Origin of the sequence: Rubinisphaera margarita, assembly GCF_022267515.1 — a bacterium.
Lineage (GTDB): Bacteria > Planctomycetota > Planctomycetia > Planctomycetales > Planctomycetaceae > Rubinisphaera > Rubinisphaera margarita.
Genome location: NZ_JAKFGB010000012.1, coordinates 58,795 through 81,941 on the forward strand (window position 1 = coordinate 58,795; position 23,147 = coordinate 81,941).

Annotated in this window: 13 protein-coding genes; 11 read left to right on the forward strand and 2 right to left on the reverse strand. The window is 58.6% G+C overall.

Annotation, left to right across the window (positions count from 1 at the left end; translation table 11 throughout):
* The first annotated feature begins 60 nt into the window (after window positions 1-60).
* The 3 genes from L1A08_RS08830 to L1A08_RS08840 all read left to right on the forward strand — a co-directional run bounded on the left by L1A08_RS08830 (window position 61) and on the right by L1A08_RS08840 (window position 2,152).
* Complete coding sequence (locus tag L1A08_RS08830; RefSeq protein WP_238755971.1) at window positions 61-951, forward strand: helix-turn-helix transcriptional regulator; 891 nt, start codon at window positions 61-63, stop codon at window positions 949-951.
* A 128-nt stretch (window positions 952-1,079) separates the two neighbouring features.
* Window positions 1,080-1,445 carry a hypothetical protein gene (locus tag L1A08_RS08835; RefSeq protein ID WP_238755972.1) on the forward strand — a complete coding sequence of 122 codons (366 nt, stop codon included), beginning with the start codon at window positions 1,080-1,082 and terminating at the stop codon, window positions 1,443-1,445.
* 173 nt (window positions 1,446-1,618) lie between these two features.
* The gene (locus L1A08_RS08840) at window positions 1,619-2,152 is read left to right on the forward strand and encodes a CDC27 family protein (RefSeq protein WP_238755973.1); all 534 of its coding nucleotides are present in this window, start codon (window positions 1,619-1,621) and stop codon (window positions 2,150-2,152) included.
* 108 nt (window positions 2,153-2,260) lie between these two features.
* Here the strand turns inward: L1A08_RS08840 and L1A08_RS08845 are convergent, their stop codons facing one another.
* Window positions 2,261-3,496 carry a bile acid:sodium symporter family protein gene (locus L1A08_RS08845; protein WP_238755974.1) on the reverse strand — a complete coding sequence of 412 codons (1,236 nt, stop codon included), beginning with the start codon at window positions 3,494-3,496 and terminating at the stop codon, window positions 2,261-2,263.
* A gap of 137 nt (window positions 3,497-3,633) precedes the next feature.
* Window positions 3,634-9,135 (reverse strand): DUF1583 domain-containing protein, encoded by a 5,502-nt coding sequence (locus tag L1A08_RS08850; protein WP_238755975.1) that lies wholly within the window; start codon window positions 9,133-9,135, stop codon window positions 3,634-3,636.
* Window positions 9,136-9,431: 296 nt separating this feature from the next.
* Between L1A08_RS08850 and L1A08_RS08855 the strand changes: the two genes are divergently transcribed.
* The 8 genes from L1A08_RS08855 (at window position 9,432) to L1A08_RS08890 (ending at window position 23,121) form a co-directional block, all read left to right on the forward strand.
* On the forward strand, window positions 9,432-10,127 hold the full coding sequence (locus tag L1A08_RS08855; protein ID WP_238755976.1) for an RNA polymerase sigma factor: 696 nt from the start codon (window positions 9,432-9,434) through the stop codon (window positions 10,125-10,127).
* 100 nt (window positions 10,128-10,227) lie between these two features.
* Window positions 10,228-12,858, forward strand: a complete 2,631-nt coding sequence (locus L1A08_RS08860) for a DUF1549 and DUF1553 domain-containing protein (protein WP_238755977.1) — start codon at window positions 10,228-10,230, stop codon at window positions 12,856-12,858.
* 48 nt (window positions 12,859-12,906) lie between these two features.
* The gene (locus tag L1A08_RS08865) at window positions 12,907-14,244 is read left to right on the forward strand and encodes a DUF1501 domain-containing protein (RefSeq protein WP_238755978.1); all 1,338 of its coding nucleotides are present in this window, start codon (window positions 12,907-12,909) and stop codon (window positions 14,242-14,244) included.
* On the forward strand, window positions 14,241-15,788 hold the full coding sequence (locus L1A08_RS08870) for a hypothetical protein (RefSeq protein ID WP_238755979.1): 1,548 nt from the start codon (window positions 14,241-14,243) through the stop codon (window positions 15,786-15,788). The genes L1A08_RS08865 and L1A08_RS08870 overlap by 4 nt, the downstream gene beginning before the upstream one ends.
* Before the next feature lie 34 nt (window positions 15,789-15,822).
* Window positions 15,823-16,911, forward strand: a complete 1,089-nt coding sequence (locus tag L1A08_RS08875; protein ID WP_315860575.1) for an AAA family ATPase — start codon at window positions 15,823-15,825, stop codon at window positions 16,909-16,911.
* 130 nt (window positions 16,912-17,041) lie between these two features.
* A complete protein-coding gene (locus L1A08_RS08880) occupies window positions 17,042-18,004 on the forward strand; it encodes a DUF58 domain-containing protein (protein WP_238755980.1) in 963 nt (320 codons plus the stop codon).
* 9 nt (window positions 18,005-18,013) lie between these two features.
* Window positions 18,014-20,338: a BatA domain-containing protein gene (locus L1A08_RS08885; RefSeq protein ID WP_238755981.1), complete on the forward strand. Its 2,325-nt coding sequence runs from the start codon at window positions 18,014-18,016 to the stop codon at window positions 20,336-20,338.
* Window positions 20,339-20,352: 14 nt separating this feature from the next.
* Window positions 20,353-23,121, forward strand: a complete 2,769-nt coding sequence (locus L1A08_RS08890) for a hypothetical protein (protein WP_238755982.1) — start codon at window positions 20,353-20,355, stop codon at window positions 23,119-23,121.
* The last annotated feature ends 26 nt before the right edge of the window (window positions 23,122-23,147 follow it).

Here is a 23,147-nt window from a genome sequence, read left to right on the forward strand (position 1 = left end):
CCCGATGCAAATCGGAATGGCAGGTCTTTACATTTACATGTCAATATTTATCCTAGGTGTATGGTCGAAGATTTCACCAGCTCGTCTCTTCCCGCGTTCGTTTCGAGGCAGGTTCTCGAAGCACGCCGATTCTTTTTGAATCTCGATCCGCATGGCACCGCCGCTGTGGAAGTTGTCTGCGGCGGAGTCGAACGGCTGCATACCGATTACCTGATCGATCGCCGCACGTTTCCCTACCGGGCGATTGAACTGGTCGCGGAAGGGGAAGGGCTCGTTACGATCAACGGAGAAGAGCACAGCCTTTCCGCCGGGTCGATGTTCGCTTACGGTCCCGATGTCTCCCATACGATTCGTAACCAGGGAGAAGTTGGGATGCGGAAGTATTATCTCGACTTCGTCGGGACCGATGCGGTCGATCTGCTGCGGCAGGCCGGGATGCTTTCTGAGACCGGCGAGCATGTTCCGATCGCCGTGGGGCGACTGCACGAAGTCGCCGAACTGTTCGACATGCTGATTCGCGACGCCAGTGAAGGGGGGCCGCATGGCTCCGAGCTTTGCGTCTCGCTGACGCGGCTGCTGTTTCTCAAGATCCAGCAATTGAGGCTCTCGGCTGGCAGTGTGCGGCCCAAAGCCTATGCGACTTACGAACGGATTCGGAATCTGATCGACGAGAAGTATCTGGAGTTACAAACCGCGCAGGATGTTGCCGAAGCGTGTGAACTGACCCCGGTTTATCTCTCGCGTCTGTTCGGGCGATTCTCCGACTGCGGCGTCTATCAGTACCTGCTGCGAAGAAAAATGAACTACGCCGCCGGCCTGCTGATGAATGAAGGCATGCTCGTGAAAGAAGTGGCCGAGAAGATGGAGTTTCCCGATCCGTTCCAGTTTTCCCGCTCCTTCAAACGGGTTTACGGAGTTCCTCCCACCAGGCTGGTGAATCAGGTTCGATGATCGGAAGCCGCAATCTTTGCCTCCGGCGATCAAATTCCGAGGAGAGATCTATTCCCTCCGGCTGGCCACGCTCGATAGAATAGTGTAGATCAGTTGCCCTTCACGGGGTTCGTCGCTAAAGGCGTTGTGTGCTCCGATTCGTGCTGGCCATTCTGTTGCTGGTAGCCCCGACCGTTGCTGCGGTCTCTCTGGGAGCGCTGCCTGTTGGCTGTCTCGACTCGCAAAGGCATGTTGATTGTATTCCCGGCCGAGTTGCGGAGACTCCCTCGGAATGGCAAGCCCGCCTCGATGGCGGTTTGCCGGCGGCGCTGCGACAGGAAGAAGGTCGATCGAGCGTTCCGCAACTGCGAGATGTCAGTTTCGGAGGGGCAACTCGAATCGATGCCACGTTTCCCGGCGAACTGGCGTTCCGCGAATCGAGTCGCGAACCAGCCACCCTCGCCGTGCCTGTGTGCTCGTCCCTGCAGGTGCTCTACTGCAGATGGCTGATTTGATTGATCGCTTACGCGCAGCTTTTTCGTAAGTCCTGAATCATCCGACCGGATCTCTGCTTGTTTTCCGGCCGACACGACGCGGAATTCCGTGGGCGGCTGTTGCTACACGTATCCGCGGCTCTGCTCGGTCGATCCGGTCGCTATCAATCATCTGCATGATCTGGAGAGATCGTATGTCACCTCAACTTATAGCTGCCCCCGAAGAGAAGCCGCTGGTTCAAACCAATACCCCGCTTGAGCTTCCCCGTCGTCCTCGGGATGTTTCGGATCTCTTGATCCAGGTCGGAGTTCTCCTGAGAGACAATCAGCCGGCCAGAGCTCTCGAACTGATTACCCGCTCGAAGTTGACTTCACCCTCGGCTCGCAATGCGATGGCCGTCTGCCAGCTTCGGCTGGGCAACCCCCACACGGCGATCCGAATTTACAGATCGTTGCTTGTCACTGGCGACATCTATTTCCTGGAAGACGCTCCAGCTCTGTTCAAGGTAAACTTCGCACTCGCGCTGTTGATGAACGAGAATGTTCCAGGCTATCAGAAAACCATGGCGGGGTTGAAAGACGACGATCATCCATACGTGAAAACCGTGCGGTCCGCCGTGGAGTCATGGCGCAGTCGACTGAATCTCTGGCAGCGAGTCCAGTGGTTCTTCGGACTGCCGCCGCAGCGAGTCATCGACCTGGGCATTCCGCCTGGCGAACTCGAGTAACCGTCGTTTAGAGCGGATCGCTCTACCGTATGTCCGCGAATGAGCGTTGAATCGCCTGAAACGCTGCATCTTTCGCGGACCGAACGGTTACACCAAAAGTAAACTGCTTTAGGTCATCGTCTCCGCAGAGATCTCTCGTTCTTCAGCGAGGCACTCTGCGGAGCTTTCGTGCGCCTCGCGGCCCCACCAGCTGGCCAGCAGAGAGCCGGTGATGTTCATCCATGGTCCGAAGATCGCTGGCGCCAGAGCAGCCGGGGCACTCTTGAGGGCATCCATCGCCAGTCCGGCTGCCATGCCGCTGTTCTGCATACCGACTTCGAAGGCGATCGTCCGTGAGATCTCCTCGCTCTGTCCGGTCAGCCGTCCACTCCAGTAGCCGAGCAGATAACCGGCCGAGTTGTGAATCGCCGCGACGAGCATCAGCAGTCCGCCGGCTTCGAGGACCGTTGCTCGTGATCGAGCCGTGATGATAGCGATGATCAGCCAGATTCCAGCCATGGAGACGAACGGAAGAATGCGGGCGATGAAATCCCCGCCACGTCCGCTGACGATCGCCACAATCTTCACCAGCGAAACCAGGGCCAGTAAGCCGAGTCCGACGGTGATTCCAGACCGGAGCGAACCGGCGAATGCGAAGAAGTTCTCAGAAAGAGTCAGCAACCCGGCGAGCGCCGAGAAGATGACCAGAAGGATCGACATGACGCTGACCTTCTTCGTGAACTTCCGCGAGGAGTAGAGCAACTCGTGAGCGAGCAGTCCGGCGATCACCGGGACGATGATCATGTTCAGAATCGACAGCATCATCGCCACGATGGAGATTGGCACGAGGGCTCCGGCGAGCCATTTGGTGAGCAGCGGAGTGACCAGCGGCGACATCAGCGTCGAGCAGGCGGTCATCGTTACCGAGAGGGCCACATCGCCACGGGCCAGAAAGACCATGAGATTCGATGCGACTCCCCCGGAGACCGAACCAACGAGAATCACTCCGACGGCAATCTCCGGCGGCAAGTCCAGCGAAGTTGCCAGCATCCAGCCGATGAGCGGCATGATTAGAAACTGCGAACCGATGCCAATCAGAACCGGCAACGGACGACGCAGAGCCCGTCCGAAGTCGTGTGCGGTCAGCGTGGTTCCCATGCCGAACATAATCACCTGCAGCAGCGGGACAATCAGCTTCGCCAGGTCGAAGCGTCCCCAATGGAGGAACGCCTCGGGAAAGACAAGAGCAGCCAGACACGCGACGGCGATCCAGAGTCCGAACGCCAGTGGCCTGAGGCGGCGCAGGATCGTACACAGCACGGCAAACGCCACGCAGAGCCCCAGGGCAGTGGGCAAAACACTCACAGCGACATGCTTTCGATGAAGGATCAGTAATCAGGGAAGACTGATTCTAACGACCGCGAACGCTGCCGAGCAGGGAACCCGTTTCAAGTGACCATGCGGTTTACAGACTGAGTCGCGAGCCCGCCTTGAAGAGGGGCTTACCTTTGGACCGGGCGGCCGCGGCGGCGAGTCGGTGGTGGAGGCGTTTCCCAGTCGACAGGACGAGGTTCGAGGTCCGCTGAGAACGCGACCAGTGTCTCTGTCGGCGACCAGTCGACATCGAGCGTGCGAAATTCCTCCGGCAGCGTTTCGAGCAGCTCCAGCTCACCGGGAGCATCGCGGCTGGCCCAAACGATTCGCGACTTTCGCAGCGCCGGGATGTGCATACTGAATAGTACCCGTCGGCTGTCGCGGGAGAATGTGAAGTCGGCGTTTGTTTCTTTCTCATCGGAATGCAGCACCTCAAGGCGGCTCCCCGGTGTGATATCGCAGGCGGCAACTTCGTACAGCCGGTTTGCTGAGGTTCGGGCTTTGAAAGCAATCGTCTGATTATCGTGCGACCAGCCGTGATTCCAGTAGATGTAACTGTATCGCTGCGCATCGGCTCCCGACAGCAGTTCCCGGGTTTTCCCGGTCGACACGTCCCGGAGAGTAATGTTCCCCGAGCTGCCGTAGGAAATTGTTTTTCCGTCGGGCGACCACTGGGCTCCCCAGCCGCTTCTGTCGAGCGTTTCTCTCCGTCCACTTTCGATGTCGATGAGCACAATTCCGCTGCCGGAAACGCTGCAGACGAGCTGTTTGCGATCGGGAGACAAACTCGGCATGCTGCCCGGACCGAGGTCCCTGAGGCCGGTACCATCGAGATTGACCAGAAACAGATGGGAGTTACTCACGGAACCGCCCGAGGCGTCAAAAGCGATGGATTGACCGTCCGCGGTAAACTCTGCCGAACCCATATGCGTGAACCCTTCAGGGGTGGACGTGATCGTTCGCGTCTCACCGGTTTCCGGGTTCATGGCCATCATGATCCGTTGTGGAGCCGTGTCGAACGGGAGACTTTTCAACGCCTCGCCTCGCAGTTCCAGGCGTTCCCAGCAGACTTCACAACTGCTCACGCCGCTGGCGATACTACGCAGCTCGATCCCCTGAGCCTTGATCGGCGCATCCGTGGCTTCACGAACTTCAAGCAGCTGAAAATCTTCCGAGTCTTTGGCCGCTATCAGGAAGTAGACGTTCTTGCCTCGCCGGGCGATTCGCAGCCGACCGGACGTCCCTTCGCTCGGCCAATGGTTCTCTCGGAAAAGTCGCTTTGGGGATTCTTCGGGCCATGTGGAAACGGATGCTCGCACCTGATGATGGCCCTGATCATTGAGAATGCGAACGACGCGCACCAGATGCTGGATCGGATCGTCGGCCTGCAGCGATGCGTAAATAAATGTCTGCTTGTCCCCGCTCATTTCCAGGCCGGAGAAGTCGGCGATCAGATCGAAATCCCCTTCGAGCCCGAACGAAAAACGCAAACAGGGCGACTGCCAGCTCCCATCCGACGTCTGCGTGAGGATCAGGCCATCGGCGTTCATGCGAAGGTTGGTCGGTTGAGTCGGAGTGAACAGCTTCACGTAATCCTCGCCCAGCCCCTGCTGGATGAATTCGTAAACGAAGACGTCTTCGAACTGCTCGAACTGTTCATCCAGTTCCTGGACTTCGGCGTCGGCCATTCGCTGGTCTTTCGGCTCCGGAACCTCTTGCGGCCAGTCGCCGTGCATTTCCACGTTGCGTACTCGAACGGCGGTTTCGTCGCCGAAATGGAACAGTCCGAACGGAAAGAACTTTGCTTCCGGCAGTGGAGCCGTGGCCACTTCGCTTCCATTGATCGTGAGGACGGCTGCGTCGTCTGTCAGCGTAAGACGGGCGTGATTCCACGTGCCGCTCTGTAGCGGGACTGGAGTCTCGGAGATCGTCCGTCGATTGTCCGGCCGAACAGCTGTCGGGTCGTAACGGGCATCGGTCAGCCAGTGCAGGTGGGTGCCTTCGGGGGCGGTCAACAGGCACATTCGGTCAAGGACCGGATGAACGTGGAACGCTCCCGCTTCATACCAGAATTCGTACTCGACAGAAAAGCCTCGTTCGAGTGGCCGATGATATCGCAGCAGGCTTTCGTCCTGCATGCCGACGAGATGGTTCTTCCTGCGAGCATGTAGTTCCTGAAGTCCATCTTCCGGGTTAAGAACATACGACCAGTCTTCATGTCTCCAGGCGATATCTTCCTCGTAGTAGTGCAACCAGCCTGACAGGGCACTGTCGGTAATCATCGGCACCGACGAGGGGACGGAGCCAGACGTTGTGATGAGAACGTTGCGAAACTCGCCGGCGTTCCGCCACCAGCTGCGAAAGCCGATCCACGGATCATGAGGCTGCTCCAGCTGCCTGACATCGACGACCCGTTCGTTGAATGAAATCGTGCTTCGTCCGTCTTCGACTGTCATTCGGAAGCGATTCCAAGGCGAATTGAACTTGGAGAAAGGGGGATCCAGAATCGTTGTCGTCGATCCACCTCGAAAGCTGCCGGTGATGAGCTTGTGGATATCTCCGCTGGGAGCGATGGTCTGAGTCGAAGCGAACAGGTCCGTGGTGCCATACGCGCGAAGTTCGCCGGTTACTGTGAAATTCCTCTGCAGGGGGATTGCATGGAACAGATAGTCCTCCTGATGGCCACCGACATGCTGCAGCGTATTCGGATCCTCAGGATCAATCTGCCACTTCGCGTGCGGCGTCCCCGCTCCTCGTGTTCCCGATCGGGCTCTCACGACCGGAACCCAGTGTTCCAGAGCCGTTGAGGCGACCGTCTCCGTGACCGCTGGATGTGTCATCCGCTGATAGTCGTGCCGCCAGTTGTAGATCTGGGCGAGGACTTCGTCGTGTCCCGCCGGCTGTCGCCGATTTGTCCTCTGCTCGTAGACAAGCATCAGCAGGTCCCGCAAATGATTTTGGGGACGCTGTTCGGCATTCTCTGGTGTCGGTGCCAGTTTCGGGTCATTCAGCCAATAGTGAATAAGCAGAAGTTCCGAAGCCATCTCCTGTGGAGTTTGCGGTTCGGCTTTCATGGTCGTCTGATAGAATTCATCGATCAGTGCCGCGGCTCGACTGGCATCCCCCTGTTTCCAGACAACGAGCGACTCCAGCGCCAGGAGATCGCGAGCTGCGACGCCGGTCGTCTGGTTCTTAAGCTGCTGCAAGAGTTTCTCGAGGTCTTCGAGTCGATTCTGTTCCGTTGCCAGATCAAGCAGATCCGCGGCGACGCTTTGGAATTCACCTCCAGCCGGGTCGTCGAAATACTCCGGGGAGACCTCGAGAGCCAGAGGAGATGGATCGGTCGGCGAAAGCCAGGTTCCCAGTCGAATCACATCGCCAGGGGTCTCGGGGATCACCCAGCTGGTCAGGGCGTCGAATCGTTCCGATTCATCCAGATCCATCACGCGGCGCCGCACGGCAGGCCCGTTCTCGCTCACCAGATCGGTAGAGGTCTGCTGTCTGAGGTCCGATACCGCGGTCGGTTCCTGGGGCGAGAGCGTGAAGCATTCAGCGGGAATCTGTTCCGGCCAGTCGCCGCTCAGGACAATGTCTTTGATCCGAGGCGCTGATGAGTGGGACGTACGATACAGCCCGAAGTGCTTCATGCCGGTGAAATCGATCGGACGGGTATAAATCAGAGTGCCGTTGAGTTCGAGCTCCAGTTTCTCCTTCACCACTGCGAGCGAAACATCGTTCCAGTCGTTTTCTTTCAGTGGCAATGGACGGGGCCCACGGCGGTTGAGTGGTTCCATCGTCGCGTTATCAGGGGTGAGACCGGTCCAGTCGAATGCACCATCGGTAATCCAATGGATGCGAACGCCGGTGGGTTCAATCAGCAGCGCGAGTCGTCCGAGTGCCGGGTGAACTGAGACGTCTTCTTTGTCGACGTCTTCTTTGTCGACGTCTTCTTTGTCATGGAAAAACTGATAGCGAACCCGCTCTCCTTCGAGCAACGGCCGCATATGGTGCAGCAAACTCTGTCGGACTGGCGTCCCCTCATCGACACGAGCGGTCAATTCGCCGTTTTCAATAGACCAGTCGGCAGGAGCGGCTTCCTGCTCCGGCTGTTGGGGAGGCAGTTCGGGAGCCAGCGAGATTTGAGCGGGCGGTAGATGTTCGTGATAGAAATAGGCTTCCCAGCCGCGAAGCTGAGCGGACTCTGAATCGAACAGAGTCACTTCACGGGGAATGGTCAGCTCGCCATCGAACTTCAGATTTTTGAAGACAGGACGCCGTGGACCAAGGCTCCATAATCCGAGCCACGGACTCTGACCGGCTGCGTTGTCGGCCCAGACGGGATGACCATTGAACACGTACTGGGTGAGCCCTCCGTTACTTCGAATTCCGACGCGGGAGAAAGTGGCGTTCGAGGAGGAGACGCGAAACGGACAGCTTCGCTTCAGCCGGAACTGATCATTGCTTCCATAGACAATCGCCTCGAAAGCTCCTCCTTCGCCGAAATAATGCAGTCCGCCATAGAACAGTCCGCCATCGGTCGCTTCGGAGCCGCCGAAAAGGGTCTCGCAACTCAGCTCAAAGTTGCCGGCGACGGGATACTTCAGCATCAGGACATCGTTCGTGCCGCCGTGGAGATGCAGCAGATGCCGCTCTGCGCCCCGCCAGTCCGCAGCGGGAAGACCGGATGCGCTGCTGACATGATCGAGACCAGTGACGCTGATCCAGTGGGGAGGCAGCCCCGTGTTGGCGGCTGAAGATTCGTTTCCCTGTTGAGCTTCAAGAGAGGTGGCATAAGCCAGACGCGTCCATTGACGCAGCATGCGTCCGTCGCGGCCATGAGTTGCCTCGGCCATCCGACGACTCAGATCGACGGCGAATGCACGGAGAGATTCCTGCTCCATGGCGGCTGCGACGAAGGTGAAGAGCATCGGATCCAGAGCCAGCGGTTCCTCCACGGGCTTCTGGTGAGTCGCCAGACGGAGGTCCGTCTCTTCCCGCAGCTCAGAAAGTACGGCTGCGGCATCGAATCGTCCACTGGCGATGTCGCAGACAAGCCGGAGAGCTCGCGCGTTGGCGATTTTCTTCTTTTCGAGTTCGGCCAGGTCGAATGTCAGTGACCGCAACAGTCCTTCATCGCGTGCCTGACGAGCCAGTTCCCAGCCGGAAGAGAAGAGACCGGGGATTCCTCCCGCGGCAGCAAGAGGAAAGGAACTGTCACGCGGCCGTTCCCCCAATGTGCGGGCAAACTCTCGCGGCGGACGAACATGAGGCACAAAAATGGCCCAATGACGGACGCCACCTTCTTCAGCGTTGGACAGGGTCCACTTTCGCAGAACTTCAACCTGCTCGACGGCATCGAGTTGCTGCAGTTCGCGATAGAAGGCTCCGGTTAAGGCCGAGCGGCCATCAGCAATTTGAACATGAAGCAGGGGATCGGCATCGACCAGCGAGCCGAACCCCGACCAGGCGTCTTCCCACTGATCGGCGTAAACATGAGCCCAAACTGCGGACGGTTCTGCGGCCCGGGTTGCTTCAGCAGCCGTCAAAGCGAAGGCCAGCGAAAGACCCAGGCAGGTCAACGTACGTTTGAAGGAGTTCTGCAAGAAAAGACCGTCTCGAGCAGATCGCATGAATATCTCCGGCAGTGGTAAGACAGGATGGGGAGAGGAGCCTGGGCGCGTACGATCATCCCAGACCGATACCTGTTTGTCGAATTCACCGGAACATTCATGCGGCAAATCTCTGCCGGGTGCGGAGATTCCCTGGAATTTCGAAAAGTTCCCGGATTCCGGTTCACGTTTTGTTTTTTCAAAGAAAATTTTCACTTTGGACAGGAACCGAGCATGATATCCATTGATGGACCGACAATAAGTCATCACCAGACGTTCATCGCCGGCTTGATCCCCGGCACGAATCGAGGCCCGTCTTGAACAATTCCGACTTCATCCAGGCACTCAAGAATCGAGAGCAGGAAGCCGTTCACTACTTGAGTGACAGCTTCCTGCCGGCGGTCTGGCGTCTGGCGTATCTGCAGTCGAACGGGAATTCTCATCTGGCCGAGGACGTCGCCAGCGATGCGGTGATGGAGCTGGTGAAAGCGGTCGAAGGAGGGACCGAAATCGAAAACCCGGTTGCCTGGATGCGAACGGTCGTTCGCAACAAGGTGGCCGATCACATGAGAGCCGCCAAGAGAGTGCGGCATCTGATGGACAAGGTTCAGCACGAGTCCCCATGTGTTTCGGAGCCGGAGGGAGAGCAGATGCAGTTGCAGCTCGAACGACAGTCCGAAGTGAGGCAGGCAATGAGCAGATTGCCGGAGCACTACCAGCTTGCTCTGGAGTGGAAGTACATCGACCACAAAAGCCTCGACGAGATCGCTGAGCGGTTGGGATCGTCCAGAAAGAGTGTGGAATCGATTCTGTTCCGGGCCCGCAGGGATTTAAGAGATGCCGTGCAGGGGCTGGAGAAGCAGCAGGAACAGGAAGTCGTCCGACGTAAGGTCGCGGGAGAGGATGGGGAATCGCCTGGAGAGTCCCCCTGCATGCTCGATGAGGAACATGCAGGGGAATCTTATCGCGAGAGACCGTCTTGTGAGGAAGCGGAAGTCGGGCCAGGGAAATGAATCAAAGGGTCGTGGATCGAAAATCGGAACATGATGTCGCCAGTGATCGGTGGGCCAGGCAGCTCGAAGGTCACGTTTCGGAGATGGTTTTCAGCTAATTATGGCCAGCGAATTTGAACATCCCGAGATTCCCGAAGACGACGCGAAGTCGCTGACGATGAACGTCCGGCCTGACGCGAACGGGAAGGTGGCGGTTCTTCCGGCGTCTGAAGCCGAAGAACGCGAGTTCGAACAACTACTCTCCGGAGCTCTGACTGTTCCGCCGGTACCGCGAACTCTGCTCAAGCGGCTCGATAGAGAGATTGCAGCCGAATGGGGTGTTTCTCCTGAACTCGTGACGCGAAATCAGGGACTGGCCGGTCGGGCGATGTCCCGTCTGCGTCGCGTCTCGGTGATGTCGGTGAGCGTGGCGGCTCTGCTGGTCATGATCGGGTTCTCGATGTTGATGGAGAATCCGCAATGCCGCGCCTGGGCCGGGCTCGTTTCCCGCATGATGTCCCAGGGAATCGTGGAACTGCGATCTGCTGAATCCGTCCGCTGGCTCAATCTGCAGGCCGGCATTGTGGGGCAGGAAGAGCCGGGGCTCTCCACGCTGGTGGATGTCGATCGGAAAGTCGTGACCGTCTGGCAGACTGGTGTCGGCCACAGCGTGATCCGACAGGACTCACTCCCCGGATCTGGCCTGAGTCGTGAAGCTTTGCTGGTCGGTTTTCTTTCCGGCGCCGAGGACTGGCGACAGTTTGCAGCCGAGAATCAGAATCTGCGGGCCGTTGAAGAGCAGTGGATCGCCCGAGCCGAGGGGGGGGGCGGTCAGCTCTCGGTGCAGTTTGCCGGCGAACGCTCCCACGCGTTGAAGCTGAATCTGACCATGCCCGAGCCGTCCGCATTGCCACTTGCGAGCGAGTTGATCGACAACACGAGAAGTACGCCAGAATCGGCTCTGTTGTCCTATGCCTCCGAATCGAAGTCTGTTCTCAGACGACTGGTGGAGCAGGGGACGACGGAACACGAAGAGATCCGAACCGCACTTCAGAACGAAGCTCCTGTGGCGACATCGGACCCCGGTGAGAATTCGACCGTCGCTCAACACGATGCCGTCCCAGGGATGAAGAACGGACTTCAGATTGCAGCTGTGCCCGATGGAATTCGCAATGCTCCCGGCACGCTGGTCGCCGCCCGGGCGCTTGTCAGCGATCCCCCGGCTCAGTGGCCAGCCGTCCGGAAAGTTCCCGCTGCCCCGATTTCAGTGGAAGTCGAGAAGCTGAACCGATTGATGGCCGAGCTCTGGAGAACGAACAATGTCGCTCCGGTGAGAGCAGCGACCGATGACGAGATGCTGCGACGTACCTATCTCGACCTCGCAGGCCGAATTCCGACCGTGGCCGAAGTTCGTGACTTCCTCAATGATCAGAGTCCGAATCGCTACGAGCGGCTCATCAATCGACTGCTCGACAGTCCCGATCATGCATCGCATCTGGCAGCTGTATGGCGATCGTTTCTGATTCCAGAAGGCGTCGACCTGTCGGTCTTCGGCGGGGTGGCTGCGTTCGATCGCTGGCTGGCCGAAGAGTTCGAAGCGAACAAGCCGTATAACGAAGTCGTCAGCGATCTCCTGCTGGCTGAAGGGCGGTTGTCGCGCTCTGGTCCACTGCTGTTTTACTCCGCTGTAAAGCTGAATCCCGAAGAACTCGCCGCACGAACATCGCGAGTGTTCCTGGGTATGCGTCTCGAATGTGCTCAATGCCACGATCATCCGTTCGAGCCATGGACGCAGAAAGACTTCTGGGGCATGGCGGCCTTCTTCGCTCAGATTTCCCGTCCCAAGGGAGAGCTCGAAGCAGTCTCGACCGTCATGCGGGTCAGCGATATCGATCGGGGGGAAGTGATGATTCCCGAGTTCGATCTGGTCGTAAAGCCTCACTACCTCGGCGAGCGAACTCCGGCTACTTCAGAAGGAACGAAGTCGCGTCGCCAGCTGCTGGTTGACTGGCTGGCCAACGCCGAGAACCCATATTTCGCCCGGGCAACTGTGAATCGCGTGTGGGGGCATCTGTTCGGCCGGGGAATTGTCGATCCGATCGACGATTTCGGTACGCAGCATAAACCCCTTTCGCCGGAACTTCTCGAGCAGCTGGCGGAACGGTTCGTCGCGACGAACTTCGATTTGCGAGATCTCGTGCGAACGATTGTCCTCTCGCGTCCCTATCGGCTGACGAGTGGAGCCGACGAGGTGAACGAGACGCGGCAGCAGTGGTTTGCTCAGATGACCGTGAAAACGCTGACAGCCGCCCAGATGTACGACTGCATCAGTGTGGCGACCATGCTGGAGAACAACGTTCCCGGCAGTGCCCGGGTGTTGACGACCAACCGCATCGGTAATAACGAACGGGATCAGTTCATTCAGGAATTCCACACGCCCGCCGGTCAGCAGACCGACTATCACGCCGGGATTCCGCAGGCGTTGACTCTGATGAACGGCGGCTTGATTGACGGGGCCACCGGGCTGGCCCGCAGTGGTTTGCTCAGTTCTCTGGAAGCTCCGTTTTTCAGCGATCAGGAACGTCTGGAGATTCTGTTTCTGGCGACGTTGTCGCGGCTGCCGCGAGATGATGAACGGCTCGTCTTCGGCGAATACATTCGTCCGGAGTTGTCGGACGAGGAGAAACGCGAGAACTTCGCCGACCTGTTGTGGGCTCTGCTCAACAGTGCGGAATTCACGATGAATCACTGAGAATAACCGGTCGCGGAAAACGTTGTCACTTACTTTGGGAAGCGAGTCATGAGCAACACCTCGGCAGTTTCACGACGAAGCATGCTGTCCCTGCTCTCCGCCGGAATTGGCGGAGCGAGCGTCAGCGGATGGTTTCCTGCATTCGCTCAGGAGCTCGCGGCGGCAAAGGAACGGAAGCGGCATTGTATCCTGCTGTGGATGAGCGGTGGTCCGTCTCAAACCGATACCTTCGACCTGAAGCCCGATCATGAGAACGGAGGCGAGTTCAAGGAGATTCAGACGAACGTCCCCGGCGTTCGGTTCAGCGAGCATCTGCCCCGTCTGGCCGAGCAGGCTGACAAACTTGCCATCCTGCGAGGGATGAGTACCAAAGAAGGGGACCATGGCCGGGGAACGTATCTCATGCGAACCGGTTACCGTCCGATGGGACCATTGAACTATCCGAGCATCGGCTGTTCGATCGCCAATCAACTCGGTTCCGGAGAGATGTCGTTGCCGACCAACGTCTGCATTGGAGCATACCGGTCCTTCAACCAGGAAGCGTTCGGGCCGGGTTACCTGGGAGCGAAATTCAATCCGCTGATCGTGGGAGCAGCCGATGTCCCCGGGAGCTTACTCGGCGGGCAGCAGGGATTTGCGGAACTGAAAGTCGAATCTCTGGAGCGACCGCAACGGATTACTGACGCCCGCATGGAGAAGCGTCTGAAGATGTGGTCGCAACTGCAGACTCAATTCCTGAAGTCCCGTGACACAGGCGCTCCCGCATCGCACAACACCATCTACGAAGCCGCCGTCAATCTGATGAACAGCCGCGACGCTCAGGCCTTCGATCTGACCGAAGAACCGCTCGAGGTTCGTGAACGATATGGTCGTTCGGTCTTTGGTCAAGGCTGTCTGCTAGCTCGTCGCCTGGTCGAACGGGGTGTTCCTTTTATAGAAGTGTCACTCGGAACCAACAGCGGTGGAGTCGGTTGGGACACGCACAGCAACATCTTTGAAGATGTCCGCAGTCTTTCCGGCGAACTCGACGCCGGCTGGGCCAGTCTGATGGAAGATCTTGAAGAACGAGGGCTGCTCGAATCGACCACAATTATCTGGATGGGAGAATTCGGCCGCACTCCGAAGATTAACAACACGGGCGGTCGTGATCATTTTCCCCGCGCCTGGACAACGGTCCTCGCAGGTGGTGGAATTGCCGGAGGACAAGCCTACGGCCAGACCACAGCCGACGGCATGTCGGTCACCGACGGGCAGGTTTCCGTGCAGGATATGCTCGCGACTGTCTGCGAAGCTATCGGGATCGGCGGTAGTGCAACGAATCTCGCTCCCAATGGACGTCCCGTGCCCATCGCAGAAGGCATTCCGATTTCAGAGGTGCTCGCATGAAGTGGGGCTGGCCAACTCTTGTCACAATGAGCGTCGTACTGACGATGGCGGACGCTGGCATTGCGCAGGAAACCGTCGAGTCCGCGAAGATCCGCACAGCGAAGATCAAGACTCCGAGTACCGCGAGATCTTCGCCGGCAATGGTCATGGAACAGCCGGCGATGATGGAAGTTGCTCCTACCGATGCCCCGTTACTGCCCGCCAGTAAAATGCCACAGTACGATCTCCGCCGATCGCAACAGTTTCTCGAACAGAACGCGGGTCGCGATACAATCCGCTTTGTGCTGCTGGCACCGGGCGAACTTCTGCTGATCGAAGCCACGGCGACCATCGACGGGAAACCGTTTCCGGCCGCTCGGGAAGAGACTTTGCAGAAATATCGGCTGGCTCTCGATAACCAGGCCGCCCCGGCCGGTGACGGCGAGGAACAGGAGTCTCCTCAACCGTTCAGTTACGTCACAAGCACCATCCAACGAGTGAGGCAATACCAGCAGGCGACCGGAGCGGCTCCGAATGCGGAGGAACTTCGCTGGCTGGTCAGCACCTGGTGCGATGGGCCCGAAGTCCTGCTGGTCAACTCCAGCTTTCAAGTGTTCCGTCAGCAACAGAGACCCCTCTGGAACGTTCTCGATCTCAATCAGAACGACGTGATCGATGGCAACGAGCTTGAGAACTGCGTCGATTCGATCAACCGCTGTGATCTCAATCGGGATGACGTGGTCTCGTTTGAAGAGATCGTCACACGGGCACGAGCCCTTGTCGCCGCAAAGAGATCAGAGTTTAACGATCATCCGTTGCTCGTCGAATGGCCGGCCGATGTGAGCCGCGAGGACTTCCTCGAGACGATCCGACAGATCGTCCCGCAGATTGACCCCAATACACTCTCTTCCGAGAGTCAACTGCGGTTGACGATTGCATTCCAGACGACGCAGCCGGACAAGGCCGAAATTCGCATGGCGATAGACGCCGGGAACTGGAAGCCTGCGGCCGAGGATGCCGAGGAGGTTTTGAAGGTCGTCACGGATCGCACCTGGCTGGAATGCCAGGCGGTTCAATCGGGCTGGCGGGATCAGATCTCGCTGGCTGCCGTCGTCGATGGCTATCCGCTGTTGCCGGAACTTGATGCGAATGCCGACCGTCGCTTTACAATCCGGGAACTTCGGGACCTGAAAAGTCGTCTCTCCCATTATGACGTGAACCAGGACGGCCAGATTGCGTTTACAGAACTCAGACCCACCGTGCGGCTCTGTTTCGGACTCGGGCCGATCGCCCATGGAGAACTGGCAACCGTTCGTCGTCCAGCTTCGGTATCTGGGAGCCCGGTCACGCCGGCTCCGGCCTGGTTCGCGCGGATGGATCGGAATCAGGACGGCGATCTGACACGAGGGGAGTTCCCGGGAACACAGGAGCAATTTTCACGGCTCGATACCGACGGCGACGGACTGATGAGTGCTGCCGAAGCGAGCCAGCCTCCGCAGGCGGACACAACGCAGCCGAAGGAACCATCGGCAGACGAGGCACAGCCCGAAGAAGTGCAGAACTGAGTGTGAACACGGCCCGTTAACTACGGAACACGTAATGATGAATCGAATCGAAATGACCACCGAACCTGCAGAGGAACACGACATTCGCAACAACCATCACGGACAGGTGCAGGCACCCGTCTCAGAGGATGTCGCCGTGACCGTCGACCGTTTGCACGAGCAGATGCAGGAGCTCAAACGGCAACTGGCCGGCGTCATCGTCGGGCAGGAAGACGTCTCCGAACAGCTGTTGATCAGTCTGCTTTGCCGCGGTCACTGCATACTTCAGGGGATGCCGGGGCTGGCGAAGACGATGCTCGTTTCCACGCTGTCGTCGTTGATCCAGATGTCTTTCCGCCGGATCCAGTTCACGCCCGACCTGATGCCGGGGGACATCACCGGGACGGAGATTCTGGAAGAGGATCACACGACCGGGAAACGCATCTTCCGATTCGTCGAGGGGCCGCTGTTTGCGAACGTCATTCTCGCCGATGAAATCAACCGGACGCCGCCGAAAACACAGAGCGCACTGCTCGAAGCGATGCAGGAACGGCAGTTGACGGTCTGCGGGAAAACGTACGAGTTGCCCTCGCCGTTCTTCGTTCTCGCCACTCAGAACCCGGTTGAAACGGAAGGGACGTATCCCCTTCCAGAAGCCCAGCTCGACCGGTTTCTTCTCAAGATTCACGTTCATTATCCGGATCGGGCGCAGGAGCTCGAGATCGCCAGGCGACAGACGACCGACTACTTCTTCAAGACCGAAACCGTGCTCGATGCCGAGCAGTTGCTCGAGATGCAGTCGCTCGTGCGGGGTGTCGTCGTCGCCGACCATGTCTATGAAGCTGCTCTGGACCTTGTCCGCAGCACACGCCCGGAAGAAGACGCGATGCCGGCCGAACTCAAAACGATGGTCCAGTGGGGAGCCGGTCCGCGGGCGACGATCGCTCTGTTGATGGCCGCCAAGGCCCGAGCCCTGCTCAATCGACGTTTTCACGCCACGATCGCCGATCTGAAAGCGGTCGCTCTTCCAGTCCTGCGGCATCGGATCATTCTCAGCTTCAACGCCGAAGCCGCCGGCGTCGATGCGGATCGAATTCTCGATCAACTGATTGACGCCACAGCATCGCTGCAGGTGAAAATCTAAGCCGTTTACTCACAGGGGTTACCGTTCCGGAGGCGTAGCACGGAGCGTTTCACGCGAATGGGCGTTGCTACGCGGTCATCCGATCGAGCGATCCGCTTCAGAACATATTCTCTTATCAATTGCTCACTTCATGATTTCCTTTCTGAAATCGACATTTCGAAAACCTCAGCCGTCCCAGACGGCGAACGAGGCGCCACGGGCATTGCTCGACGCCGAGGTCATGAACCAGATCGGGCATCTGGAACTGCTCTCACGAACCGTTGTCGACGGCCTGCTGGCGGGGAAGCATCGCTCTTCGACACGGGGCGGTTGCTGCGAGTTCGCCGAGCATCGTCAGTACGCCCCCGGCGATGAGATCCGGCAGATCGACTGGCAGGTGTATGCCCGGAATGACCGCTACTTCATTCGTCAGTTCGAGGAAGAAACGAACCTGCACGGCATCCTCGCCCTCGATACAAGTGGGTCGATGCGGTTCGGACTCTCCACGCCCGCGAAGCTCGATTACGCTAAACAGCTTGCCGCCTGCCTGGGACGACTGCTGCTCAAACAGCGCGATGCAGTCGGCGCGGCCATTCTCAACGACCAGAACCCGTACTTCGTGCCGCCGCGTCAGCACGCCGCTCATCTTCAGGCGTTACTGAGCGCGCTGCAGGCGGCCGAGGCCTCAAACGCTGGCGATCTCGGTTTGCAGATTCGTGGATGTCTGCCTCGGTTCAAACGGCGAGGGCTCTTCATCCTCTGTTCGGACTGCTTCACCAATCTGGATGAGCTTTCCGGGGCCCTGCGCGTGGTCCGGTCTCGGGGGCACGATGTGGTCGTGCTGCAGATCCTGGCTCCGGAAGAAGTTCACTTTGAGTTTCGGCACTGGTCGTCCTTCCGCTCGCTGGAATCATCGGGGCAGACAATGCATCTCGATCCGGCCGCGATTCGAAGTGCTTATCTGAAGCGGTTCGAATCGTTTCTGGCCGACCTGGAGGAACGCGTCGTCGGGCTGGGGGGCGATTATCTGCGAATGACAACCGATCAAAATCTGGCCGATGTGCTCGGCTGGTTCCTGCGGATGCGAATGGCGCGCAACAAACGACGCTCCTGAGGAATTACCGTGAGTTTTCTGGGATTGGCATTTCTGTTCGCACTGCCACTGGCGGCTCTGCCGGTGGTCCTGCACCTGTTCGATCGACGACGCAATGTTGTCATCGAATGGGGAGCGATGCAGTTCCTGCAGGAGGCGGCTGCGGAGAAAACCTCGGCCCGGAAGCTGAAGCAATGGCTGCTGGTGCTGTTGCGTGCTCTCACGTTAATCATGCTCATTCTCGCGTTGGCCCGACCGATGCTCCCCGGGCAGTGGTTTGGCCAGTCTGTTCAGGGAGAACTGATTGTCCTGCTGGACAATTCGCTGTCGATGTCGCGGGCTGCCGAGGAAGAGTCGCTGTTTCAGCAGGCCGTGCAACAGGCGGAAGAAGAGATCGCCGCCCAGGACGACGGTGATTACATTCGCGTCATGCTGACCTCGCCGTATCCGGTCTGGCTAACCACCGAGCCCATCCGACTCGACCAGTCTTCCCGGAAGATGTTGTCCGATCTTCTGGCCGAGCAGCTTCCCTCCGCCGGGCAGAGCGATCATCTCGCGGCTCTGTTTTCCGCCGTTCAGGCTCCGATTGAACAGGGACAGCAGAGTCGTCGCATTTTGCTTTATTCCGATGCTCAGTCCGCAGATTGGGAAAGCGTGACGGACGACTCCTGGGGCGATCTTCAGGCCGCCTGGCAGCAGACGACGATCCCGCTTGAGTTTGAACAGATCGACATGGATGCCGGCTCGCTGCAGAGCTCGAATGTCGCCATCGATCGGCTGCAGACACAGCGGTTCGTGGTTGGTGAGAACGATACCGTTCCTATGGTCGCGCAGCTGCATAACTACGGCGAGTCGAGTACGGAGTCGACCCAGCTCCGTTGGCTCATTAACGGAGAAACGGTCTACGAAGAAGAAGTGCCCTCACTGGTCGGCGAAGTTTCTCATGACGCACTGTTTCGTCACACCTTCTCCGAAGTCGGGCAGTATGTGGTGACGTGTCGCATCTCGGGCAGCGATTCGCTCGCCGCCGATGACGAGAACTCGGCCGTGATTCAGGTGATCCGTGAAGTTCCGATTCTCGTGGTGGACGAGCAGCAGGAGTTTGCCGAACTGCAACAGGAGGCCTACTTCGTCCAGGCGGCGCTTGGCTGGAAATACGGGGAGCCACTGCAACAGCACACCGTCTATACGCCTCGTGTGGTTGCGACTGAAGAACTGCCCCAGCTCAATCTGAACGACTTTCATGCGGTCGTCATTCCGAGTTTTCACAAGCTGGATGTCCAGACAGTTCGTCAGCTCGAATCGTTTGTCGCGGCTGGCGGCGGATTATGGATCGGACTCGGGCCGCGGACGGAGATCGATCAGTTCAACAACTATCTGCATGCGGATGGCTACGGACTGGCTCCGCTGCCGATTCAGCAACTCAAACTGGCCGACATTGCCGTTCCGGATGACTCCGATCGGGCAGCAGCTCTGCGAATTCGGCTCGATTCCGATGACCATCCGGCGACGCGGACGTTTGTCAGACAGGACCTCGATCTCAGCGATATCCTGATCGATCAGTACTTCCAGTTCGAATCGACGGCGATCACCGACACCTCGTCGGTGCTCTTTGCACTCAACAGTGGACAGCCGCTGATGGTGGAGCGGTTCTATGGTCAGGGCCGCGTCGTCGTGCAGAGCGTTCCGCTGCATCTGCAGTGGAGTTCCCTGGCGCGTTCCCAATCGTTTGTCGTCCTCGTTCAGGACATGCTGGGGTACCTTTCGGAACCAAAGACGAGCCGGTTCAATCTTCAGCCCGGCGAACCAATCGCCTACAAGCTGCCCGATGCCGAAGTGTTGAACGCGACTCTCGAAACCCCGCTGGGCGATGAAGTTTCGCTTTCCGCCGAACCATGGGGCGAAGGCGTTCAGTTTCGCAGCAGCAGAACCGCACTGCCGGGTGAGTATCTGCTGCAGACCGGACTGCCGGGCGGTCCGATTCCCTTTCTGGTAAACCGGCATCCCTCGGAGTCAAATCTTCAGTCGGTCGGTCCGGAGCAGATCGCACGACTGCAGGAACTGAATACATTGCCTCAGCAGATTATCGAATCGGAAGCGGTTCAGCCGGGGCAGCAGACTCCCGTCTGGTCGGTCCTTTTTCTGGCCATGATTGCGCTGCTCAGCGGTGAGCTGATTCTGTCGGGCATGATGTCCCGTGAACGGTTTGGCACCAAGTCCGCCGAACCAGCCAGCCGGGCACCGGCGGGAATGTTTGATCCGCCAGAGGCTCCTCGAACGTCGGTCAACCCGCAATCTCCGAGAGAAGAAGCTGTGAGTCCGGATCGTGAACTCGTGAGTAACAAGTCGACTTGAAAGTCCTGGCGAATATGAATCGGAACGTGGAATACCTGTCGCTGGAAGGACCGTTCAGTCTCGGACTGACCGTGCTGATGGTCCTGCTGCTGATCGGGCTGTTCGCCTGGTCGCTCTGGCGGGAGCGGTACGTTCTTGGCGTAAAGCTGACATCTCTGTTCTTTGCCTTGAGGATGGTTGTTCTGGCGACAGTCGTCTGGATGTTGCTGGCTCCAACCAGCGTGCAGATTACAACTCAAACGACACCGAAACAGGTCACGCTTGCGATCGATGCCAGTCAGAGTATGTCGTTAGTCGATCTGCCGGGAAGAGCCGATCAGGCTCGCTGGCAACTGGCGTCGCGAGAGGCCGAATCGTCGAGGGCACTGGAAGCAGTCGATGCCGCGGTCGCCGCCACGGGGCAGGCTTCTCTTGAACTCGACGAGGCGGTCATCGCACTGCGATCTCATCGGTCCGAATCGGACGTTCATCGAATCCTGCAACGCGTTGGCGACTCCCTCGCCATGACCACTACGCAGCTGGATGTCCTCAGTGAAGAGCCACTTCCGGAGGACCTTCGCAGCCGCGTCCTGAAGGAACGGACCGCAATCTCTTCCGGCCAGTTCTCCGGTTTCGAAGAACTCCTCGTGGCGATTCGCAAAGGCCGAACGCCGAAAGAGCAAAGCTGGCGGGAGAGCCTGACCGATCTGCAGTTCGAGCTCGTCCAGCGGCACGCTCAACTGCAGCATCTGGCGGCAGCGGTTTCTGAGCAGGCTTCTGCGGAAGCGACCGCTGATGTTATCGGCCCCCAATCCCGTTATCAGTACGCGATGGCGTGTCTGCGGCAGGTCCGCGAACGTCTGCTGGCTCAGGTTGATGAGACTGTCGACATTCAGTTTGCCATGTTTGACGATACGGTTTCACCGTTGCGGAGCGAACAGATCGATCGCACGGTTGAGGCCGATTCTCGATCGGAGTCCCGCATCAATGGCACGAGTACGAATCTGACGCTCGCTCTGGAAGAGCTGATGCGAACGCCTGCAGAACGCGCCTCGGCGGCCATGTTTCTGCTCAGTGATGTGGCTCACAATCATCCCGGCACAGATCCGCCCGGCGACGTCGTGCAGCGGACGCATTCGATGCCCATTTATGTCGTGCCGATTGGCAACACGAATCGTGTTCGCGACCTGGCCGTTCAGAATGTGAGTGCCCCCAAAGTCGCCATGCGAAACGACGACGTTGTGATCGAAGTGACGCTGGAAGGTTACGAGCTGGCCGGCGAGAAGTGTCTTGTTGAACTGCTGCAGGAAGGAACCTCGCTCGATTTTCGGGAGATTGCCCTTGAGAGCGACTTCGTGAGCAGAATTGTCCGGTTCGAACGTCAGCTTTCTGAGATTGGCAATCAGACCTTCCAGATTGCCGTGACGCCGCTCGAAGCAGAGGCGACGGAAGAGAACAACTACTCCGAGTTCGATGTGAACGTGACCCGCAACGATCTCAAAGTGCTCCTCGCCGACGAAATGCCCCGCTGGGAGTACCGTTATCTGACGCAGTTGTTCCGTCGGGATGCGAAGATCGAATGCGATGAATTGCTGTTTCATCCCCGGGTGATTGCGACGGGACGCCGGGCGGAGACTCAGTCGCTTCCAACAACCGCGGAGCAATGGGATCAGTACGATGTGGTCATCCTGGGGGATCTCGCTCCGGAACATTTTCCAGCGAGTGCGCAGCAATCGCTCCAGGAGTACGCTGTGCAGCGGGGCGGGACGGTCATCATCATTGCCGGTCAGAATGCGATGCCTGATCAGTATCGCCGGCAGCCTCTGGTCGACTGGCTTCCGGTCACCGAAGGCCCGGCCCGCCCTCCTTCCGAACTCGATCTCGCTTTTCAGCTGACCCGGGAAGGGGAGGATCACGCGGCACTGATGATTGGGGAATCGACCCAGCAGACGAAGCTCGCCTGGGAGTTCGTCAATCAGTTCGCGCCGCTGCACGATCTGTCGTCATGGTGTATCCCCAAGCCTTCGGCTCATACGCTGATCGCCGCGGTCCAACGCGGGCACGAGCAGCCAACCGACACGGTTTCCGATGTGTTTCTCGCCTGGCAGCCGTTCGGACGAGGACGCATTGTCTATCTGGCAGGACCGGAAACCTATCGCCTCCGTTTTCTCCGGGGCGATCAGCTGCATTACCGGTTCTGGGGCCAGCTCATGCGGTGGGCGATCGCGTCGGAAATGACCGTCGGCTCTGAATTCATTCGTATTGCAACCGAGAAGTCGCGCTATACGCCGGAAGAAACCGTCTATGCCACTGTCAAACTGCAGGATGCGGAAGGCCGTCCGGTTCTTTCTGAAGAAATGTCGCTGCAGTTGACGTCTCGGACGCTGGAACGGACCGTGCCTCTGCGGCCGGTCGACGGGATTCCGGGGGAGTATCAGGCTGAGATCCTGCCGTTGCCAACCGGCGTGTACCAGATTGAGCCGCAGGGGCCCGAAATCGAGCCGCTGCTGGCGATGGGAGAGACGGAATCGCGATCCAGTTTTACCGTTCTGGCCAATCGTCCTCTGGAGCTCGCCGACACCCGCAGTAATCGCGGACTGGCGACTCAGCTGGCGGAGGTCTCCCACGGACTGGTCATTCCGCCGACCGCCATCGGCACCATCCTGCAGTTGCTTGATCTGGAACCGATCGTCACTGAGCAGACGCAGCGAGTTCCGCTGTGGCAGCGCTGGAGTTATCTGTGGTTGATTGTCTGTTGTCTGGGCGTCGAATGGAGCTGCCGCAAATGGTTCGGCCTTTCCTGAATGCAATTTGACTCTGTGAACTGGAC